10 protein-coding genes and 1 CRISPR repeat array (1 of these 11 cut by a window edge) are annotated in these 18,391 nt (G+C 62.0%); of the genes, 9 read left to right on the top strand and 1 reads right to left on the bottom strand.

From position 1 onward, the window contains the following. Positions 1 to 53 precede the first annotated feature (53 nt). Positions 54 to 374 carry a Rieske (2Fe-2S) protein gene (locus V7R84_RS13270; protein ID WP_338569833.1) on the bottom strand — a complete coding sequence of 107 codons (321 nt, stop codon included), beginning with the start codon at positions 372 to 374 and terminating at the stop codon, positions 54 to 56. A gap of 211 nt (positions 375 to 585) precedes the next feature. Between V7R84_RS13270 and V7R84_RS13265 the strand changes: the two genes are divergently transcribed. The 9 genes from V7R84_RS13265 to cas2e all read left to right on the top strand — a co-directional run bounded on the left by V7R84_RS13265 (position 586) and on the right by cas2e (position 11,143). After that, on the top strand, positions 586 to 1,461 hold the full coding sequence (locus V7R84_RS13265; protein WP_338569831.1) for a hypothetical protein: 876 nt from the start codon (positions 586 to 588) through the stop codon (positions 1,459 to 1,461). 339 nt (positions 1,462 to 1,800) lie between these two features. Next, a complete protein-coding gene (gene cas3, locus V7R84_RS13260; protein ID WP_338569829.1) occupies positions 1,801 to 4,812 on the top strand; it encodes a CRISPR-associated helicase Cas3' in 3,012 nt (1,003 codons plus the stop codon). Then, positions 4,799 to 6,463 (top strand): type I-E CRISPR-associated protein Cse1/CasA, encoded by a 1,665-nt coding sequence (casA, locus tag V7R84_RS13255; protein WP_338569827.1) that lies wholly within the window; start codon positions 4,799 to 4,801, stop codon positions 6,461 to 6,463. The genes cas3 and casA overlap by 14 nt, the downstream gene beginning before the upstream one ends. Continuing rightward, positions 6,460 to 7,146, top strand: a complete 687-nt coding sequence (gene casB, locus V7R84_RS13250; RefSeq protein ID WP_338569826.1) for a type I-E CRISPR-associated protein Cse2/CasB — start codon at positions 6,460 to 6,462, stop codon at positions 7,144 to 7,146. Before casA ends, casB begins: the two co-directional genes overlap by 4 nt. A 19-nt stretch (positions 7,147 to 7,165) precedes the next feature. Beyond that, complete coding sequence (gene cas7e / locus V7R84_RS13245) at positions 7,166 to 8,302, top strand: type I-E CRISPR-associated protein Cas7/Cse4/CasC (protein WP_338569825.1); 1,137 nt, start codon at positions 7,166 to 7,168, stop codon at positions 8,300 to 8,302. Further along, complete coding sequence (gene cas5e / locus V7R84_RS13240; RefSeq protein WP_338569823.1) at positions 8,299 to 9,030, top strand: type I-E CRISPR-associated protein Cas5/CasD; 732 nt, start codon at positions 8,299 to 8,301, stop codon at positions 9,028 to 9,030. Before cas7e ends, cas5e begins: the two co-directional genes overlap by 4 nt. Then, positions 9,030 to 9,791 carry a type I-E CRISPR-associated protein Cas6/Cse3/CasE gene (gene cas6e, locus V7R84_RS13235; protein ID WP_338569821.1) on the top strand — a complete coding sequence of 254 codons (762 nt, stop codon included), beginning with the start codon at positions 9,030 to 9,032 and terminating at the stop codon, positions 9,789 to 9,791. Before cas5e ends, cas6e begins: the two co-directional genes overlap by 1 nt. Then, positions 9,788 to 10,741 (top strand): type I-E CRISPR-associated endonuclease Cas1e, encoded by a 954-nt coding sequence (cas1e, locus tag V7R84_RS13230; RefSeq protein ID WP_338569819.1) that lies wholly within the window; start codon positions 9,788 to 9,790, stop codon positions 10,739 to 10,741. Before cas6e ends, cas1e begins: the two co-directional genes overlap by 4 nt. A gap of 6 nt (positions 10,742 to 10,747) precedes the next feature. Next, positions 10,748 to 11,143, top strand: coding sequence for a type I-E CRISPR-associated endoribonuclease Cas2e (gene cas2e, locus V7R84_RS13225; RefSeq protein WP_338569818.1), 396 nt, complete (start codon positions 10,748 to 10,750; stop codon positions 11,141 to 11,143). A gap of 21 nt (positions 11,144 to 11,164) precedes the next feature. Continuing rightward, positions 11,165 to 18,391: a CRISPR direct-repeat array (repeat unit 28 nt; unit sequence GTATTCCCCGCGAGAGCGGGGATGATCC) (it continues 64 nt past the right edge of the window).

Genomic DNA, 18,391 nt, shown 5'->3' with positions numbered 1-18,391 from the left:
GTGGGTGTTGTGCGACGTGTCGTCGGGCTATGGCTCGACGATGACGCGTGCGCTTATTGCTTGTCCTTGGGCATGCTGATGACTAGGACGTCGCCATCCGTGGTGAATGGGGCAGGGGTGAGGGACTTTTTCGCGGGGCCTTTGAGTACGGCTCCGCTGTCTGTGCTGAATCGGGCGCCGTGACTGTCGCAGACGATGTCCTGCCCCTCGATGCGGCTGACCTTCACTCCGGCGTGGGGGCAGGCCGCGTAGTAGGCGTGGAAGGTTCCTGCTGCCGGCTGTGTCACCACGTACCAGCCGACCAGGGCTCCACCGCCTACGGGTACATCGGATTTCTGGACGCGCTGGGTGCCGCCGTCGCCACTGCGCTCCATGCTGCATCCCGACAGGCCCACGACGGCGAGGGTGGCGCCTGCGCCAAGGCCCAGTGAAGTGTGGATCAGTGTGCGGCGTGTGCACGCGTGCGGTGACGCCTCCCCGTCTGGATACATACCCACTCCTAAATGAGACATTGTGTATCAAATACGATATCGTGCGACGAGTCGGAGTGCAAAGCGGGGCGTTTCAGAAGGAGGATGGGAGCCTGTGAGCAGGGCGCAGAACAATCCTCGGAGGAGGGGGAAACGGTCCCTGCCCGATGGCTCCTCGGCTCTGGGGGTGAGGGAACGGCTTCTCGCTGCTGGAGTCGAGATCGTCTCCGAGGTCGGTTTGGATACGGGACTTGGGAGGCTCAACTTCGAGGAAGCCATCAAACGGGCGCACGTGGCACGAGCCACCGCGTATCGCCAATGGTCGACCAAGGAGGCTTTCGGGAATGCCGTCCTCGTGGAGCTGGCCAAGGGGCTGCACCTCGCCTCCGATTTCGTGGCCGAGGTTCCGGCCATCGTCGCGGACATGGTCGGTGATGGATCAACGCTAGCCACACCTCAAGGGCGTCGGAACCTGATCGTCGACCTGACCCGGACGCTCGTCAAAGGTGATTTCGAAAGCATCCTGCAATCACCGAGCTGGCATCTGCACACGGCCCTCAGTGCCGCGTCCTCCTCGCTGACCGATCCCGAACTTCGCGCCTCCGTTACCGCGGCACTGCGCGTGTCCGATCAGAGACGCATCGAAGCTCGCGCCCAGCTGTACGGGCAGTTCGCGGCATTTGCGGGATACCGTCTGCGCGCCCCCCTGGCGGGCCCCTCCGGTTTTCGACAGATGTCCGAGGCGGCAGGTGCCGCCTTCACGGGTTTCCTGATTCGCGCCCAATACGACACGACCGTCACGGCGGAGACCATGCGGCTCCGGGCATTCGGTATGTCGGAACCGCGCCAATGGAGTCCGCAGACTTTTGTGTCGACAAACGGAATCTTTTCGTACATCGAGCCCGATCCGGGCATTACATGGGATCAGGAACGAATCTCAGACCTGCTGCTGACCGATTTCGCCAGCCTGTTTCGCGACCCACAGTTGTAGTCGCGAAACCTGACGGGTTGGTATCGCATCACTTGCATGTGAGGTAGGGGGCCTGGTTGAGGTCGTCAGGACGAGGCCCTTCGGTCCCTCGCGAGGCTGGATTCGGTGCCATGTTGTCTGATCCCGGGCGTCGTCCTGGGAGAAATATCACTACAATGCTGAAAGCCGCGAGCGGAGAAGTGGTTTGAAGACGCTTCGGATGTGTCGTTGGGATATTTCGATGGGTTGTTGTTGCCTGTCGGATAGCCTGATCGGCGCCTGATGGTTGGCGTGCATCATGCCGCTTTCCTCTTGTGGTTGCAGTTTTTATTAGTTTTCCCAAGGGAGGGAAGAAATATAATGGCACGCCCGTGCCCGGGGGGTCCTGCCCCCGAACTCAAAGACCTGAAATCTCCGTCTTTTCTTGATCCGCAACCGGACCTGACCGGAGCTGCTCTCTCGGAGCTGACGCTTTCCTTCTGGGCCAAGAGCGGCAAATCGGATCCGACGACCTGGCTGTCCGTGAGTCAGCACCTGATGGATGCTGCCGATGTCGCGGGGCTGCTCTTCGACCACTACCTGTCGGAGCATCACCGTCGGCTCCTGGCGTTGGTCTGGGACGGTGACACGTCCAAGGCGCGAGCCGCACTGGTTTTCCTGGCGGGTGTTCACGACGTCGGGAAGATCTCGCTTCACTTCTGCTGCCAGCACACCGGACTCGCGGAGTTCGTCCGTGAACTCGGCCTGCCCGTCCCGGAGAAGAGGGACGTGCAAAACCGCGAGCATCTTCCGCACGGATTCGCCAGCCAGTTCGCGCTGGTGGATGCCGTGGCGGCCGGCGGCGGCGAGAGAGAGCGCGCCGCCCAGTGGGGTGTCATCGTCGGCGTCCACCATGGCCGTTACCCGAACCCGGCGGTGCTCGGGGCGGCTCGTGAGGAATATGAGAACGGGGACGGTTGCTTGGGAAGCGAACCCCGCTGGCACGAATCCAGGCAGGAGATTATCTGGTGGATGGCCCGTCGGTCTGGTTTCCCTATCGAGAACTGTGCTGAGACGGCGCTGCCCGAACTGCCGATCAGCGTGGCCGCCGCCTATTCCTCGGTGGTCGTCATGGCGGACTGGATCGCGTCGAACGAGGACTACTTCCCCCTCCTTCCCCAGGAGGAGCGCCGGGAGCCATTGAACCCGGCGGAACAGCGGCAAAGAGTGGAGCGAGGATGGTCGCTGGCGAAAGTGCTTCCCCCCGTGAGAGCCCCGAGGCGCGAGGAGACGAACCCTCGCGACCACTATCGCCACAGGTTCGGCTGGGGCCCCGAGATGCAGCCGACCAGAGCCCAGCAACGAGCGGTCGAGATCGTCAACGACGAAGACCCGGACCTCATGATCGTCGAGGCCCCTCCGGGATCGGGAAAGACCGAACTGGCCTTCGCCGTCGCCGAGGGACTGATGCGGAAACGCGGGCTGCAAGGGGTGATGATTGCCCTTCCCACGCAGGCCACCACCGATGCCATGTATGCCCGTTCCGTAGCTTGGCTGAAATCCATTCTGAAGGACAGCCCCCAAGAAATCGGTATCCATCTGGCGCACGGCAAGAACGACCTCAACGAAGGTTTCCTCTCGCTTTTCGGTAGGCGACAAACCCCCATGCAGGTGTACGACGACGAATCGGGTGGCGGCAGGGAGAACGGCCTTCTGGCCAGCAGATGGATGGCGCTTCGATGGCGCGCCACCCTGTCGCCGGTCGTCGTAGGGACGATCGATCAGGTGCTACTGGCCGCCCTGAAATCGCGACACGTCCTGATGCGTCACCTGGGGTTGATGGGCAAGGTGGTGATCATCGACGAGGTGCACGCCGCCGACACTTACATGGAGGTGTACCTGGAGACGGCACTCACCTGGCTCGGGCTGTACCGGGTACCCGTCGTGCTGCTCTCGGCCACGCTCCCGTCGGATCGCCGGCGGGGCCTCGTCGCCGCCTACCGCCGCGGACGCACCCACGGCGAACTGGGTGACGATTCCGGCCTGGACGGCGATATCGGGTACCCGGTGATCACCACAGTGGGCGAGGAGGGCCGCACCATTCACCGCGAGGTGGTCTCGGGGGGCGGTGTTCACACACCCAAACGAATCGTCCCGCTCGATGTGGTTGACGAGAACTCCGTGGTGGACCTCTTGCGGGAGAAAACAAGAAAAGGCGGCTGCGCCGTCGTCATACGCAACACGGTCAGGGCAGCCCAGGAAACCTACGATGTCCTGGCGCAGAGGTTCGGCACCGATGAGGTCACGCTGCTGCACTCGCGTTTCCTGGCCTGCGATCGGGTGGAACGCGACAAAAGGATGCTGCGCCTCTTCGGCAAGGATGGTTCCAACCGTCCCGGGCGGCACATCGTGGTCGCCACCCAGGTCATCGAACAGAGCCTGGATGTCGATTTCGACGTGATGATCACCGATCCGGCCCCCATGGACCTCGTGTTGCAACGGATAGGGCGCCTGCACAGGCACCTGGGGCGGAGAAGACCGGCTGGGTTGGAGGAGGCCGTCTGCCACGTCATCGTCACCGACCGCGGCGCCTCGCCGTGGAGTTACGGGCGTGGCAGCGAGGTCGTCTACGGGGCGTATCCGCTTCTCAGATTCCTCGGTGTCCTGGCCGAGCACCCCGACGGATTGGTGGTCGAGGAACCCGGCGACTACGCGGCCTACACGCAGCTTGCCTACTCGACGAAGGAAGTCGGTCCGCAATCGTGGGCAGAAACCGTCGAGAAGGCCCGGGAGAAACAGGGCGTCGAGAACCGCAGGTCGATCGACAAGGCACATCACTACTTCCTGGGTGGCAGCGAGCTGCCGACGTGGGAAGCAGACGCCTTGGTGTCCTCGTTCGCCGGGGACGCGGCGACAGGGGAGGAGGGTCTAAACAAGGAGGGCATTTACGCGCAGGCGGCGGTGCGGGACACGGAAGATCAGATTCCCGTGCTCATCGTGCCTTTGGATCCCTCGATGGGAAACGTCCCGGTCATTCCTCCGTGGTTGGAGGATGAGGACGGCATTCCGGTGGCCCTGGACGTCGGAACCTGGCCCAGTGCCGAGCAGGTGAGGCGGGTGCGATCCTGGAGCATCTCATTGCCGCCGTGGTCTTTTAGGGATAAGGGCGATTCTCTTGACGAGACCATCGAAAAAATTGTCAGTGCCATCTGGGATTGTGAAATCACCCGGAACTGGGAGTGGCTCGAACACCCCCTGTTCAGGGGCGAGCTGATTCTCCCGATGAGCCGTGTGGACGCGTACTCGACTCGCCTGGAGACAGAACTACACAACCGCAAACTCGTATACACCCAGGAGAAAGGGCTGGAGGTGCAGGAACTTGACCGAATGTGACTACAACCTGCTGGACGAGGAGTGGATCCCCGTCCTGCTCACGGACGGTGGCGTGGAAAAGGTGGGAATCCTCGGGGCATTCGAGCGCGCCCACGACATCGAGGATCTCGCCTGCGAGCTGCCGACGCAGAAGATCGCCATCCAACGTGTGCTCTTGGCCATCTGCTACCGGGTGGTGCCGTTGGCGAATAAGAAAGACTGGAAAAACCTGCGGAGTGCGGGTTTGCCGGTGGATGCGATCCGTGCCTATCTGGAGAAGTGGCGTGACCGCTTCTACCTGTTCGGTGGAAGGTATCCGTTCATGCAGGCTCCGGATCTGCGCACGCCGAAGGGTGCGGTGTCCGGGCTGGAGAAGATCGTCGCGGACGTCCCGGACCGCAAGCGACAGCTCTTCACCACCCGTAACGGACGGGCCCTGAAACGCATCACCCCCGCGGAAGCGGCTGTCTGGGTGATCCACGCGCAGGCATACGATCCCTCCGGCATACACTCGGGCGCCGTCGGCGACGATGGGATGAAAGACGGCAAGGGATATTCCATAGGCCCTGCGTGGTGCGGGCAGACCGGCACCGTCTGGCTCCGGGGCGACAACCTCAAGGAGACTTTGATGTTGAACCTGGTCGTCGCGGATACGGTGTGCCTTCAGGGACCATCCTCACAGAGCGACGAGGCGGCCTGCACGTGGGAATCGGAGGCGGTGGAAACCGCGGCGCGGCGCGACTACAGCAGGGAAGGCAATCCGGACCCGAACGGGATCGGCATTCCTAGGCTGCTCACCTGGCATTCCCGGCGGATGCGCCTGCACGGCGACCGCGATGGCGTGACCGGGGTGCTCCTGGCCCAGGGCGACAAGCTGGGGCCGCAGAACATGCAGCGCTTCGAACCCATGAGCCTGTGGCGATACTCCGACTCACAGTCCAAGAAGTTCAAGGAACACGTCTACATGCCCGCCAAGCACGAGCCGGGACGGGCCTTCTGGCGGAACCTGCCATCCACCCTGCCGGTGAACGAGAAAATCCCCGGCTTCGACAAGCGTGAGCAGCAAAAGTTCCAGCAGTCCGCCACCCTGCTCTTCCAGACGCATTTGAAAACCTTGGAGCTGGATTTCCCGGCGCGCATCCGACTCGAGGCCGTCGGAATGACCTATGGCAAGAAGGAAGCGTCCATCAAGGATCTCTACCATGACCAGATGACCTTGGCGAAGGTTCTGTTGGAGGAGGAGGGCAAGGCACTCGCCTACTTGGTGACGAAGCAGGTTGATAACGTCGAAGAGGTTGCCAAGGCCGTCGGAATCCTGGGTGCCAACCTCTCCAGGGCGGCCGGGGAAAGCGGGGACGGCGCAGGCGAGGGCGCCCAGAAACGAGCCAAGGAGAGGTTCTTCGCGCAGATCGATGATCCGTTCCGCTCCTGGCTGGCGTCACTCGACGGGAATAGCGATGTCGAGAACAAGCAGCGGGAGTGGACTGAGACCGCCCGGAGAATAGCGAAACAGGTCGCCGGTGAGCTGATCGCATCCGCCCCCCGCTCCGCGACCACGGGGCGGAACACTGGCAAGACCTACATGAGCAGCGGAATCGCCGAGAACTTTTTCAACAAGGAGCTGAACAAAACACTGCCACCCACCAACTCCATGAAAGGAGAGAACAAGTGACCGCGGATACCGTGGATGCCACCCCGACCGATGAATCCGAGAACGTGGACTGGAACGGTCCCCTGCGCTCAGCAGACGACGTCAAGAAACGAGTGCGCAGCGTGATCAGAATGCGACAGAAAAACGATTCGGCCGCGGTGGCCGCCCGCGCCCACCTGCGTTCCGCCGCCGGACGGGAGGTCGGGGACGTGCCCGCCATCTGGTCCTACACCCTCGACAGCGGGTCGGAGAAAGAACTGGGACAGAAACCAACCGTGGGGGAGCGTGCCGTGCACACCGCGCTCACGCTGTGGGCCCTGCACCAAGGATCGAACGACGCTCCCATGAACAGCACATGGAAACACGAACGCACCATCGGCGCTTCCGTTCGCAGACTGGCTCACGCCGACATGGGAGGTCGTGAGCGAGCTGAGGAGCATCCCGTCTACAAGCGATTGTGCGCCATGATCGCCGCCCCCACCTTCGAATCCTTGACCGTGCACGCGCGGGGCCTGGTCAGCATGCTCGGCAGCGCGGAAATCCCGATGGACTACGGACGTTTCGCGGCGGACCTTTACAACTGGCAGAAACCGGAGCGCCGCGCGGGCGTGTTGCGTCAGTGGGGCCGTGATTTCGCTCGGACCCCGGCCGATGAGGAACAAACCGGCTCCTCCACCACAACCTCTATCCCCGAACCCAACTAATTTGAAAGGAACCACTTCCATGGCACGTTTCGTCGACATTCACGTCCTGCAGACCCTCCCTCCGTCCAACCCGAACAGGGATGACACCGGAGCCCCGAAATCGGCCACCTTCGGCGGCGTTCGCCGCATGCGGGTCTCCTCCCAGGCCGTGAAGCGGGCCACCCGTCAGGACTTTATCGATTCCCTGCCGGAAGGAAACCGGGGAATCCGCACCAAGCGGGTCGTCGAGGTGTTGAGGGACGCTGTCGTCCAGCGTGATCCGGCATTGGCTGAGACCGCTGCAGGCTTGGCTGAGATGGCACTCACCGAGATGGGTTTCAAACTGAAGAAACCTCGTCGCAACAAATCCGAAGCGATGACCGACGAGCAGCTCAAGGAAGCCGGATTCCTGGTGTTCCTCTCCGCCAAGCAGGTCGACCACGTGGCGGACGCCATCGTCTCCGTCGCCCACGCCGACGACCCGAAGAAGGCGTTCAAGGAACTCAAACCCAAGAACCTGGCCGATGTCGATCACTCCGTCGATATTGCTCTCTTCGGGCGAATGGTGGCGGAACCCAACAGCCTCAACGTCGATGCCGCCTGCCAGGTGGCGCATGCTCTGGGAGTGGGGGCCGTCGAGTCGGAGTTCGACTACTACACCGCCGTGGATGACGCGAAGAACGCCGACGACGAGGCGGATGAGGGCGCGGGCATGATCGGTTCCATCGAGTTCGCATCGGCGACGCTTTACCGCTACGCGACCATCAACCTCGAGCTGCTCAAGGAAAACCTGGGTTCCGAACAGGTGGCTGAGGAGGCCGTGAAGGTCTTCATCGACAGTTTCGTGCGTTCCATGCCCACCGGGAAGATCACCACTTTCGCGAACCGTACGTTGCCCGACGCGGTTCTGGTGCAGCTGCGGGACGATCAGCCGATCAACCTGGTCGGCGCCTTCGAGAGTCCCATCGTGGCTGACCAGAAGGGTTTCGTCGAGCCGGCCGTGAAAGAATTCGTCGGTTTCGAGAAGGAACTGCGCGAGGGCAGCGGCCTGCTGCCCGAGAAGTCTCTCGTCGCTTGGACGGTCGCGCGCGCCCAGGGAATCGAGGCCCTCGGGGAGCGTGTCCCGCTGGTGGACCTGGGTGAGGCAACGGTCACGGCGCTTCGGGACGCTCGATGAGCAAGGTCCTCGTACTCAGGCTGGCAGGCCCCATGCAGGCATGGGGCTCCTCCAGCCGTTTCACTCGACGCTCCACGGAGGCCTTCCCAACGAAGAGCGGCATTGTGGGACTGCTCGCAGCTGCTCAGGGGAGACGCCGCACCGATCCCATTGAGGATCTCGCGAATCTGAGGATGGCGGCGCGTGTGGATCAGCCCGGTGAGCTGCTGCGTGATTTTCACACGGCACACCGTGAAGGAACCTCCATGCCCCTCTCGGATCGTTTCTACCGGGCGGATGCGGTTTTCGTGGCATTCGTCGAGGGGCCGGCAGAGCTCATCGAGGGGCTGGCCGAGGCCCTCCGACGACCGGTTTTCCCGCTCTATCTGGGAAGACGGTCCTGTCCCCCGACCATGCCCTTGTTCCTGCAGGTACACGAGGGCAGGGCGTGGGAGATCATCACTCAGCTGCCGTGGCAGGCTGCTCGTTTCTGGCAGCAGCAGAAGAAGTGGGAAGAACACATTTCCCTGCGGGTGGTGGCCGACAAAGGAATTCTTCCGGAAGATGAGCCGTCATCGTCCTCCCACAGCCTGCAGGACGTACCCGTGAGCTTTGACTCCACACGGCGCCTCTACGGGCTGCGTTCGGTCGATGAAACAAGGGTGACGATCCACAATCCGCAGTATGAAAAACCCAAGGAATCGCCGGTCCCGAGGTCCGGCGGTCACGATCCCATGGCGGTGATCTGATGTATCTCACACGTGTGTACCTGAACCCATACCGTCGCGGTTGCCGGCACCTGGTGTCATCTCTTCAAAGGCTGCATGCGGCCGTTCTCACCAGCTTCCCCCCGGGAGTTCTCCACACAGAAGGTGGGGGCAGGGTGCTGTGGCGGCTGGACAGGCCAAACGACAACCGCCAGGCCAGCAGAAGCGCAGGCACGGACGTGAGTCCTGGGCTCTGTCTCTACATTTCCTCGCCGGCGGCCCCCGATCCTGCTGGTCTCGTCGAACAGGCGGGATACGAGACCGAGGGAGGGGTTGTGGTGAAGAAACTCGACGATTTCCTGGCCACGTTGGAGGAAAACCAGGTGTGGGGGTTCCGCATAACGGTGAACCCGACCTATCGCCGCACGGACAATGACGGCAGGAAACGGCTCCTGGGGCACGTCACCGTGGCTCAGCAGACGCAATGGTTGCTGGATCGTGCGGAGGCAAACGGATTCCAGATCCCGATGTCTGCTGAGGTTGGAGGGGACCTGCCGGTTCTCGAAAACAAGGCAGGAGAACGAGTGGACGGAAAGAATCTGCTGGTTTCCCTGGTGGATCGGCGTGTCGAGAACTTCGTCCGGGTGAAGGGCGAGGACAAACGTCCTGTCACCCTCAAGTTGGCGACCTTCCAGGGGACTCTCAAAGTGACCGATCCGCGGGCTTTGCGGTCGGCACTCGCCAATGGAATCGGTAGGGCCAAGGGCTACGGTGCTGGCCTGTTGACGTTGGCACGGCCATGAGGGACATACCGGGAGCGCGGCCTCCGGCTCCGAAAGACCTGGTTCGGATCCGGGACCGCCTCACCTTCTTGTATGTGGAAAGGTGCACGGTGCATCGGGACTCCAACGCGATCACCGTGACTGACGCCAGAGGCGTGGCCCATGTTCCAGCGGCTGCGTTGTCCGTCTTGATGATCGGGCCGGGGGTACGTGTCACTCATAGTGCCATGTCTGTCTTGTCGGAGAGCGGCGCCACCACGGTGTGGGTGGGGGAGAATGGTGTGCGTTACTACGCTCACGGCGTTCCGCCGTCGAGGTCCTCCCGTTTGTTGGAGGCGCAGGCCAAGGCCGTGAGCGACCCGGTTCTGCGGGCTTCGGTGGCTAGACAGATGTATCTCATGCGATTCCAGGGCGAGAACGTTGGAAGCCTGAGTATTCAGCAGCTCCGGGGTCGTGAGGGAGCCCGGGTCAGGAGGCTGTATCGACGAAGCTCCAAACGTACCGGGGTGCCGTGGGACGGTCGCGAATACGATCCGAACAATTTCGACAATTCCTCTCTGATCAATCAAGCCTTGTCTGCATCAAATTCTGCGCTGTATGGGCTGATTCATGCAGTGATAGTTGCGCTGGGGTGCGCCCCGGGTTTGGGTTTTGTCCATACCGGTAATTACCGTTCTTTCGTGTATGACATCGCTGATCTGTACAAGGCTGATCTCTCCATACCCGTTGCCTTTGATGTCGCCTTGGAGAACCCGGAGGTGGGAGTTGGTACCGAAGCTCGGCGACGGATGCGGGATGCCATCAGGGAAAGCAGAATCTTGGAACAGGCTGTTCGCGACATCAAGGAGCTGCTGAGCAGGGGAGGTGCTTCTCCGGAGGATGATGATGAGGACTTGATCGTCGATGACCTGCATCTTTGGGATGATCTTCTGGGAACGGTTGCGGCCGGCGTCTCCTATGCCGAGTGGTGAGTGCTGATGGTTGTTTTGGTTCTGTCAGCTGTGCCGGATGGGTTGCGTGGTCACGTGACTCGGTGGTTGCTGCAGATCTCACCAGGTGTGTTCGTGGGTAATCTCAGCGCGCGGGTCCGGGAAAGGCTGTGGCAGATTGTTACCGAGACGATGGGAACCGGGCGGGCAATCATGGTGTTCCGCGCCAGGAACGAGCAAGGAATGTCCTTCCTGACATGGGGTGATCCATGGGTGCCAGTCGATTATGAGGGGCTAACCCTGATGGTCCGCCCAGGTCCTTCAGGCGACGAGCCAGACGACTCACGTCGCCAGGAGGGCGGTCGCCGCAGACGCGGGGCGAGTGACTTCGAGAAGCGGAGACGTGCGAGGAGGGGGTTCCCAAGATCCGACAGGTCCAGCTGATAAAATCCCTTGTCAACAAGTGTATTCCCCGCGAGAGCGGGGATGATCCCCAAGCCCGTCAAAAGGGCACCAAGAACGCCGAGTATTCCCCGCGAGAGCGGGGATGATCCCGGTGAGAGGGCTGGCGGTACGCCCATTCTAGAGTATTCCCCGCGAGAGCGGGGATGATCCTTCTCTCACCGATAGAGGTTAGGTGTCGATTTAGTATTCCCCGCGAGAGCGGGGATGATCCCAAGTGGCTGGGCCATGGGGCTTCCTCGGGAGTGTATTCCCCGCGAGAGCGGGGATGATCCTGATTCGATGGATATTTCGGTCGACACCAGACAGTATTCCCCGCGAGAGCGGGGATGATCCTTGCTGGGTGCGGAGAGTCTACTCCGTAAGTTCGTATTCCCCGCGAGAGCGGGGATGATCCTGTCGCCACCACTCCAGCGAGGCCGACGACGACGTATTCCCCGCGAGAGCGGGGATGATCCGTTCGATCGCCGGACATTCCGGGATACTCTTCCGTATTCCCCGCGAGAGCGGGGATGATCCCCCTGAGACTGGCTCTGCCGAGCATGACCCTCTGGTATTCCCCGCGAGAGCGGGGATGATCCCTGGGGCGACTGATAAGGCCGGTTCAGAGGGCGGTATTCCCCGCGAGAGCGGGGATGATCCCGGTGGTAGACCGCCTAGAGTCTATCGTCGAGGGTATTCCCCGCGAGAGCGGGGATGATCCGAGCTGAGATCTCCGCATGGATGGTTCTTCCTGGTATTCCCCGCGAGAGCGGGGATGATCCCGTGCTGGTCGGAGGGCAGGCCAGCCCACAAGAGTATTCCCCGCGAGAGCGGGGATGATCCGTCATAGTCCGTAACGTTTCCAGGGGTGACCGTGTATTCCCCGCGAGAGCGGGGATGATCCTCCTGCAGGATGGCCTGGTTGACCCCGGCCTGGGTATTCCCCGCGAGAGCGGGGATGATCCTGGCTTAGTGGCAGATGCTCCATGATGTACTTGGTATTCCCCGCGAGAGCGGGGATGATCCCCCTAATCTCCCAGAGGTTAACACCAAACTACAGTATTCCCCGCGAGAGCGGGGATGATCCTACCTCATGGATGAGGTGTATAAGATCAGTAATGTATTCCCCGCGAGAGCGGGGATGATCCCCGGTAACCTTAACTCCCATCATCAGAGAGCCTGTATTCCCCGCGAGAGCGGGGATGATCCGACTCATCCGAACACCGATTGGAAGGCGGTTCAGTATTCCCCGCGAGAGCGGGGATGATCCCGAGCTGCCCACCATTTCAAGTATCGCTGAAGAGTATTCCCCGCGAGAGCGGGGATGATCCCCACAGTGGGTGAAGTCGATCTGGACAAGGCTGGTATTCCCCGCGAGAGCGGGGATGATCCTCGAGCGCAGCGTACAGCGCTATGGACACTGCGGTATTCCCCGCGAGAGCGGGGATGATCCGACCGTTCTCGATCGCCGAGTAGAGCTGTCGCCGTATTCCCCGCGAGAGCGGGGATGATCCGGACCCGCTGGACCTCAAGGTCCTCCTGGACCAAGTATTCCCCGCGAGAGCGGGGATGATCCGTTAAGTGCCGGGATAGACCCGTAAGTGTCCTCGTATTCCCCGCGAGAGCGGGGATGATCCTGCTAACTACTCGAACGTGCGTGAATTCCGGAAGTATTCCCCGCGAGAGCGGGGATGATCCCAAGAAGAGCCTTTACGATTGGTGGATCAACGCGTATTCCCCGCGAGAGCGGGGATGATCCTCTCCGGGCCGCCGCCGTGCTGCGGTCCTTTGCGTATTCCCCGCGAGAGCGGGGATGATCCGATGGCCAGGTTGCCTATGATTCGGCTGAGCGGGTATTCCCCGCGAGAGCGGGGATGATCCGTTTTTCGGCTGGGTTGCGGAGCCTTCGGGTGAGTATTCCCCGCGAGAGCGGGGATGATCCCGAATTGCGGCGGTTCCTGCCTGCCAGCATCACGTATTCCCCGCGAGAGCGGGGATGATCCGTGAGAGAAGCTGGGTGAGAATGTTCATTTTGTGTATTCCCCGCGAGAGCGGGGATGATCCCCCGCCAGATTTACAGGACTGTTCCCGAAATTTGTATTCCCCGCGAGAGCGGGGATGATCCGAAGGCGATTCTATTCGCTCCAATCTTTGCCACGTATTCCCCGCGAGAGCGGGGATGATCCGATTTTTCATGGTTCCTCCTTCTCTAGTGATTTGTATTCCCCGCGAGAGCGGGGATGATCCTACATCCCAGTTCACTCGTGCCGGAAGGGCCACGTATTCCCCGCGAGAGCGGGGATGATCCGTCAGGTGTTATGCGCCGCGCATGTCGCCGGAAGTATTCCCCGCGAGAGCGGGGATGATCCCGTGCTGGCCATAACGTGTCTCCTATCTATCAAGTATTCCCCGCGAGAGCGGGGATGATCCCCGCTGCCGCCATAAGGACTGATCATGGGCAACAGTATTCCCCGCGAGAGCGGGGATGATCCTCCTTACACCCCCCCCTCCCACTGGATCCCAGGTATTCCCCGCGAGAGCGGGGATGATCCTGATAGCTTTGCTAGCTAGGCTAGCGTTTGGTTGTATTCCCCGCGAGAGCGGGGATGATCCCTTAGCGTCAATAACAAGTTTGTATACATCTGCGTATTCCCCGCGAGAGCGGGGATGATCCCTAGCCGTAGGACCAGGGAATGGGGACGCCGTCGTATTCCCCGCGAGAGCGGGGATGATCCCACCCAAAAGGACATGGCGTTGAGGGAGGTTGAGTATTCCCCGCGAGAGCGGGGATGATCCGATGTTGACACCGGCCACGAGTGGCGGTTGAAGGTATTCCCCGCGAGAGCGGGGATGATCCTATGAACGTGATCCACATGGGCAGCCGTAGGATGTATTCCCCGCGAGAGCGGGGATGATCCGTTCCAACCGCATCATCATTGAACAGCCACTCCGTATTCCCCGCGAGAGCGGGGATGATCCGCGTGGCGGCTGGTTTGTCCCAGGCAATACGTAGTATTCCCCGCGAGAGCGGGGATGATCCCCATGGCCGGCTCTTGTTTCTTCGGTGAAGGTGGTATTCCCCGCGAGAGCGGGGATGATCCACGGGTTGATCGTTTGCTGCGAGCCGGCGTGTACGTATTCCCCGCGAGAGCGGGGATGATCCGGATGCGGCGGCTTCGTCGGGATCGACGAAACGGTATTCCCCGCGAGAGCGGGGATGATCCGGCTTCCAGATAGCCCCCACCATCGCCATGCTCGTATTCCCCGCGAGAGCGGGGATGATCCTTCTGGACGAGGAAGACCGAGGACGGGTAATAGGTATTCCCCGCGAGAGCGGGGATGATCCGGCGTAACCCAGCGAGTAGGGCAGGTCGAAGGGGTATTCCCCGCGAGAGCGGGGATGATCCGGGAAAAGACTGTTGCGACAGCTTACTCCAGAAGTATTCCCCGCGAGAGCGGGGATGATCCCCTGTCCTGTAAGACTCAATTCACCAACAAAAGGTATTCCCCGCGAGAGCGGGGATGATCCGCTGTTCCCGTTCCGCACGGTCAGGAGGTACACGTATTCCCCGCGAGAGCGGGGATGATCCGAAGGAACTCCAACTTACTTTGACACGGTATGTGTATTCCCCGCGAGAGCGGGGATGATCCGAGCGGGCCGAGTATCGCACTGGGGCCACCAAAGTATTCCCCGCGAGAGCGGGGATGATCCATCCTCGACGGCATGGAGTTGTTGCCCGGCGAGGTATTCCCCGCGAGAGCGGGGATGATCCCTCAGCGTCCAATTAGGGGATGCCTTCTACGACGTATTCCCCGCGAGAGCGGGGATGATCCGGGCCGGAGTTCATCGACTGAAGCCATCGCTGGGTATTCCCCGCGAGAGCGGGGATGATCCCAGGTTGTTGAGGCTGTAACGGTGGAACGCCTGGTATTCCCCGCGAGAGCGGGGATGATCCTCCGAAACAGCTCAGCGATGGCCTCCCTGCGCTGTATTCCCCGCGAGAGCGGGGATGATCCCAACAACGCCGGTTTCTTCACCGTTGATGGGCGGTATTCCCCGCGAGAGCGGGGATGATCCTGCCGACAGCGAGGCGGGTGATCCACCTCGACCGTATTCCCCGCGAGAGCGGGGATGATCCGGGGGAACCCGACTGGACAGACACCTTCCTCTAGTATTCCCCGCGAGAGCGGGGATGATCCGAACTCACTCGGCCGGCGAGTGGTTCATCGCGTGTATTCCCCGCGAGAGCGGGGATGATCCGGCCAAGGATGGCGCGGATTGTCATGCGGGACAGTATTCCCCGCGAGAGCGGGGATGATCCCCTCTACCTAGAACTGGGGTTGGCAGGGGGGGAGTATTCCCCGCGAGAGCGGGGATGATCCCGACGGCACCCGCGTTACGAAGTAAGGAACAAAGTATTCCCCGCGAGAGCGGGGATGATCCCCCCGCCGGCATTTTCCCTTCCGACGAGGCGGCGTATTCCCCGCGAGAGCGGGGATGATCCGGTCGCTCGGATGTGCATATGCACTGCAACGGAGTATTCCCCGCGAGAGCGGGGATGATCCCAACTACCGTCTTATCAATCTCACTGGCCGACCGTATTCCCCGCGAGAGCGGGGATGATCCCTCTTATGGACTTTCGTTCCTCGGAACAACAAAGTATTCCCCGCGAGAGCGGGGATGATCCGCCCGGGCCGTAGCAACCACAAAGTCTAGCCTTGTATTCCCCGCGAGAGCGGGGATGATCCCTTAGGGCAACCTAAGTTGTGAAACCGGGAAACGTATTCCCCGCGAGAGCGGGGATGATCCGGCGTCGAGGGCGAGCTGGTATCTTCCGTCGGTGTATTCCCCGCGAGAGCGGGGATGATCCCCTCGGCTGGGGCGTCGAATGCCCCACGCCCGTGTATTCCCCGCGAGAGCGGGGATGATCCCTTCCTGCCAAGAAGCGCATTCACCGGCACCTCGTATTCCCCGCGAGAGCGGGGATGATCCCTTAGGGCAACCTAAGTTGTGAAACCGGAAAACGTATTCCCCGCGAGAGCGGGGATGATCCCCGTCCCAGCAATCCTCGTGCAGCCTCGGCAGCGTATTCCCCGCGAGAGCGGGGATGATCCTACCACCATCACTTCCTCGGCCTCGGTTTCCTGGTATTCCCCGCGAGAGCGGGGATGATCCTGTGTTTCTGCGACCTCAGCTTCGCGCCCTGAGGTATTCCCCGCGAGAGCGGGGATGATCCCGGCGTCGTGCCACCGCAGGCAGTAGCTGCTCTGTATTCCCCGCGAGAGCGGGGATGATCCTCCCGTAATCGCCGTCTTGGAGGGCTTGGGACAGTATTCCCCGCGAGAGCGGGGATGATCCGCAGCAGTCACTACTTCCCGTCGCGAAGTCGGCGTATTCCCCGCGAGAGCGGGGATGATCCCCTGACGCTGGCCGGTCCCGGGCCTGGTGGCTGGTATTCCCCGCGAGAGCGGGGATGATCCCAACCGCCCGCCACGTCCGAAACGAAACCGGTCGTATTCCCCGCGAGAGCGGGGATGATCCCGACGCGACCGCGTGCTGCCACTCCCGCAACGCGTATTCCCCGCGAGAGCGGGGATGATCCCAAGGAGAAGACACGACCCGAACCAGCACGAAAGTATTCCCCGCGAGAGCGGGGATGATCCGTTGATCGGTGCGGGCGTCGACGAGTCGGGTGAGTATTCCCCGCGAGAGCGGGGATGATCCGTACGCGTCGGTTCGGGCACCTGGTTCCCGGGAGTATTCCCCGCGAGAGCGGGGATGATCCTCATGCATGTCCGCAAGTCGCTCGAGGACATCAGTATTCCCCGCGAGAGCGGGGATGATCCCGCACTGCTACTTCAGGTGATGGAGCGGTTGCAGTATTCCCCGCGAGAGCGGGGATGATCCGGCAGCACCGACAGCCATCAACAACCCATTCCTGTATTCCCCGCGAGAGCGGGGATGATCCTTGTTCCCCGGCGAAGGCCGCCGATTCGCGGCAGTATTCCCCGCGAGAGCGGGGATGATCCTTGTTCCCCGGCGAAGGCCGCCGATTCGCGGCAGTATTCCCCGCGAGAGCGGGGATGATCCGTCGCTGCTGCTGCTGACCGATGAGGACCTCGCGTATTCCCCGCGAGAGCGGGGATGATCCGTTTGTGTTGGCGGTCGACGTGTCACCGAACCGGTATTCCCCGCGAGAGCGGGGATGATCCCCTGCGAGACAGGGATGCGAGGTCGCGGGCCGGGTATTCCCCGCGAGAGCGGGGATGATCCCTCATTGGCCGCAGCATGATTCTCGGCGGCCGCGTATTCCCCGCGAGAGCGGGGATGATCCTGACGGACGGTCGCGCTCTCCAAGGCCGCGGTAGTATTCCCCGCGAGAGCGGGGATGATCCCTCATTGGCCGCAGCATGATTCTCGGCGGCCGCGTATTCCCCGCGAGAGCGGGGATGATCCTGACGGACGGTCGCGCTCTCCAAGGCCGCGGTAGTATTCCCCGCGAGAGCGGGGATGATCCCACCGAACCCCACCACTGAGGATGAAAAGGCCAGTATTCCCCGCGAGAGCGGGGATGATCCCACGCCGCGAAGGAAGTGGCTGCCGCGCAGCAGGTATTCCCCGCGAGAGCGGGGATGATCCTTGCCCGCCGACCACAAGGCCGAACTCAATGAGGTATTCCCCGCGAGAGCGGGGATGATCCGTTGGCCGTGAACCAATGGAAATCAACGGGCGAGTATTCCCCGCGAGAGCGGGGATGATCCGTTGGCCGTGAACCAATGGAAATCAACGGGCGAGTATTCCCCGCGAGAGCGGGGATGATCCCGCATCCACTGAAGGAGTGCTACCCCCCGGCGGGTATTCCCCGCGAGAGCGGGGATGATCCCCGGTCCCAATCCTCCACGCTCCGGGCCGGGTCGTATTCCCCGCGAGAGCAGGGATGATCCGGACCGGCCCCTCATCGACCGGATCCGCAACCTGTATTCCCCGCGAGAGCGGGGATGATCCGGGGCGGCTTGAGCCGCCCCTCAATCCCTCGAGGTATTCCCCGTGAGAGCGGGGATGATCCCTGCGACACCGTGTTGTTCTTGGGTTCGCAGGACGTATTCCCCGCGAGAGCGGGGATGATCCTCCCACCTAAAGATAGATGATCCGGCCGGGAGCGTATTCCCCGCGAGAGCGGGGATGATCCGGAGGATCGGTGAACATTAGTGCACTGCAGGCCGTATTCCCCGTGAGAGCGGGGATGA

The sequence above is a fragment of the Arachnia propionica genome, from assembly GCF_037055325.1.
Taxonomy (GTDB): Bacteria; Actinomycetota; Actinomycetes; order Propionibacteriales; family Propionibacteriaceae; genus Arachnia.
This window is presented reverse-complemented; position numbering and strand designations above follow the sequence as displayed.

Bases quoted from the DNA above. Each gene is read 5' to 3' on its own strand.
- V7R84_RS13270 (WP_338569833.1), bottom strand. From the start codon at position 374: ATGGAGCGCAGTGGCGACGGCGGCACCCAGCGCGTCCAGAAATCCGAT.
- cas3 (WP_338569829.1), top strand. From the start codon at position 1,801: ATGGCACGCCCGTGCCCGGGGGGTCCTGCCCCCGAACTCAAAGACCTG.
- cas7e (WP_338569825.1), top strand. From the start codon at position 7,166: ATGGCACGTTTCGTCGACATTCACGTCCTGCAGACCCTCCCTCCGTCC.
- cas5e (WP_338569823.1), top strand. From the start codon at position 8,299: ATGAGCAAGGTCCTCGTACTCAGGCTGGCAGGCCCCATGCAGGCATGG.
- cas6e (WP_338569821.1), top strand. From the start codon at position 9,030: ATGTATCTCACACGTGTGTACCTGAACCCATACCGTCGCGGTTGCCGG.
- cas1e (WP_338569819.1), top strand. From the start codon at position 9,788: ATGAGGGACATACCGGGAGCGCGGCCTCCGGCTCCGAAAGACCTGGTT.
- cas2e (WP_338569818.1), top strand. From the start codon at position 10,748: ATGGTTGTTTTGGTTCTGTCAGCTGTGCCGGATGGGTTGCGTGGTCAC.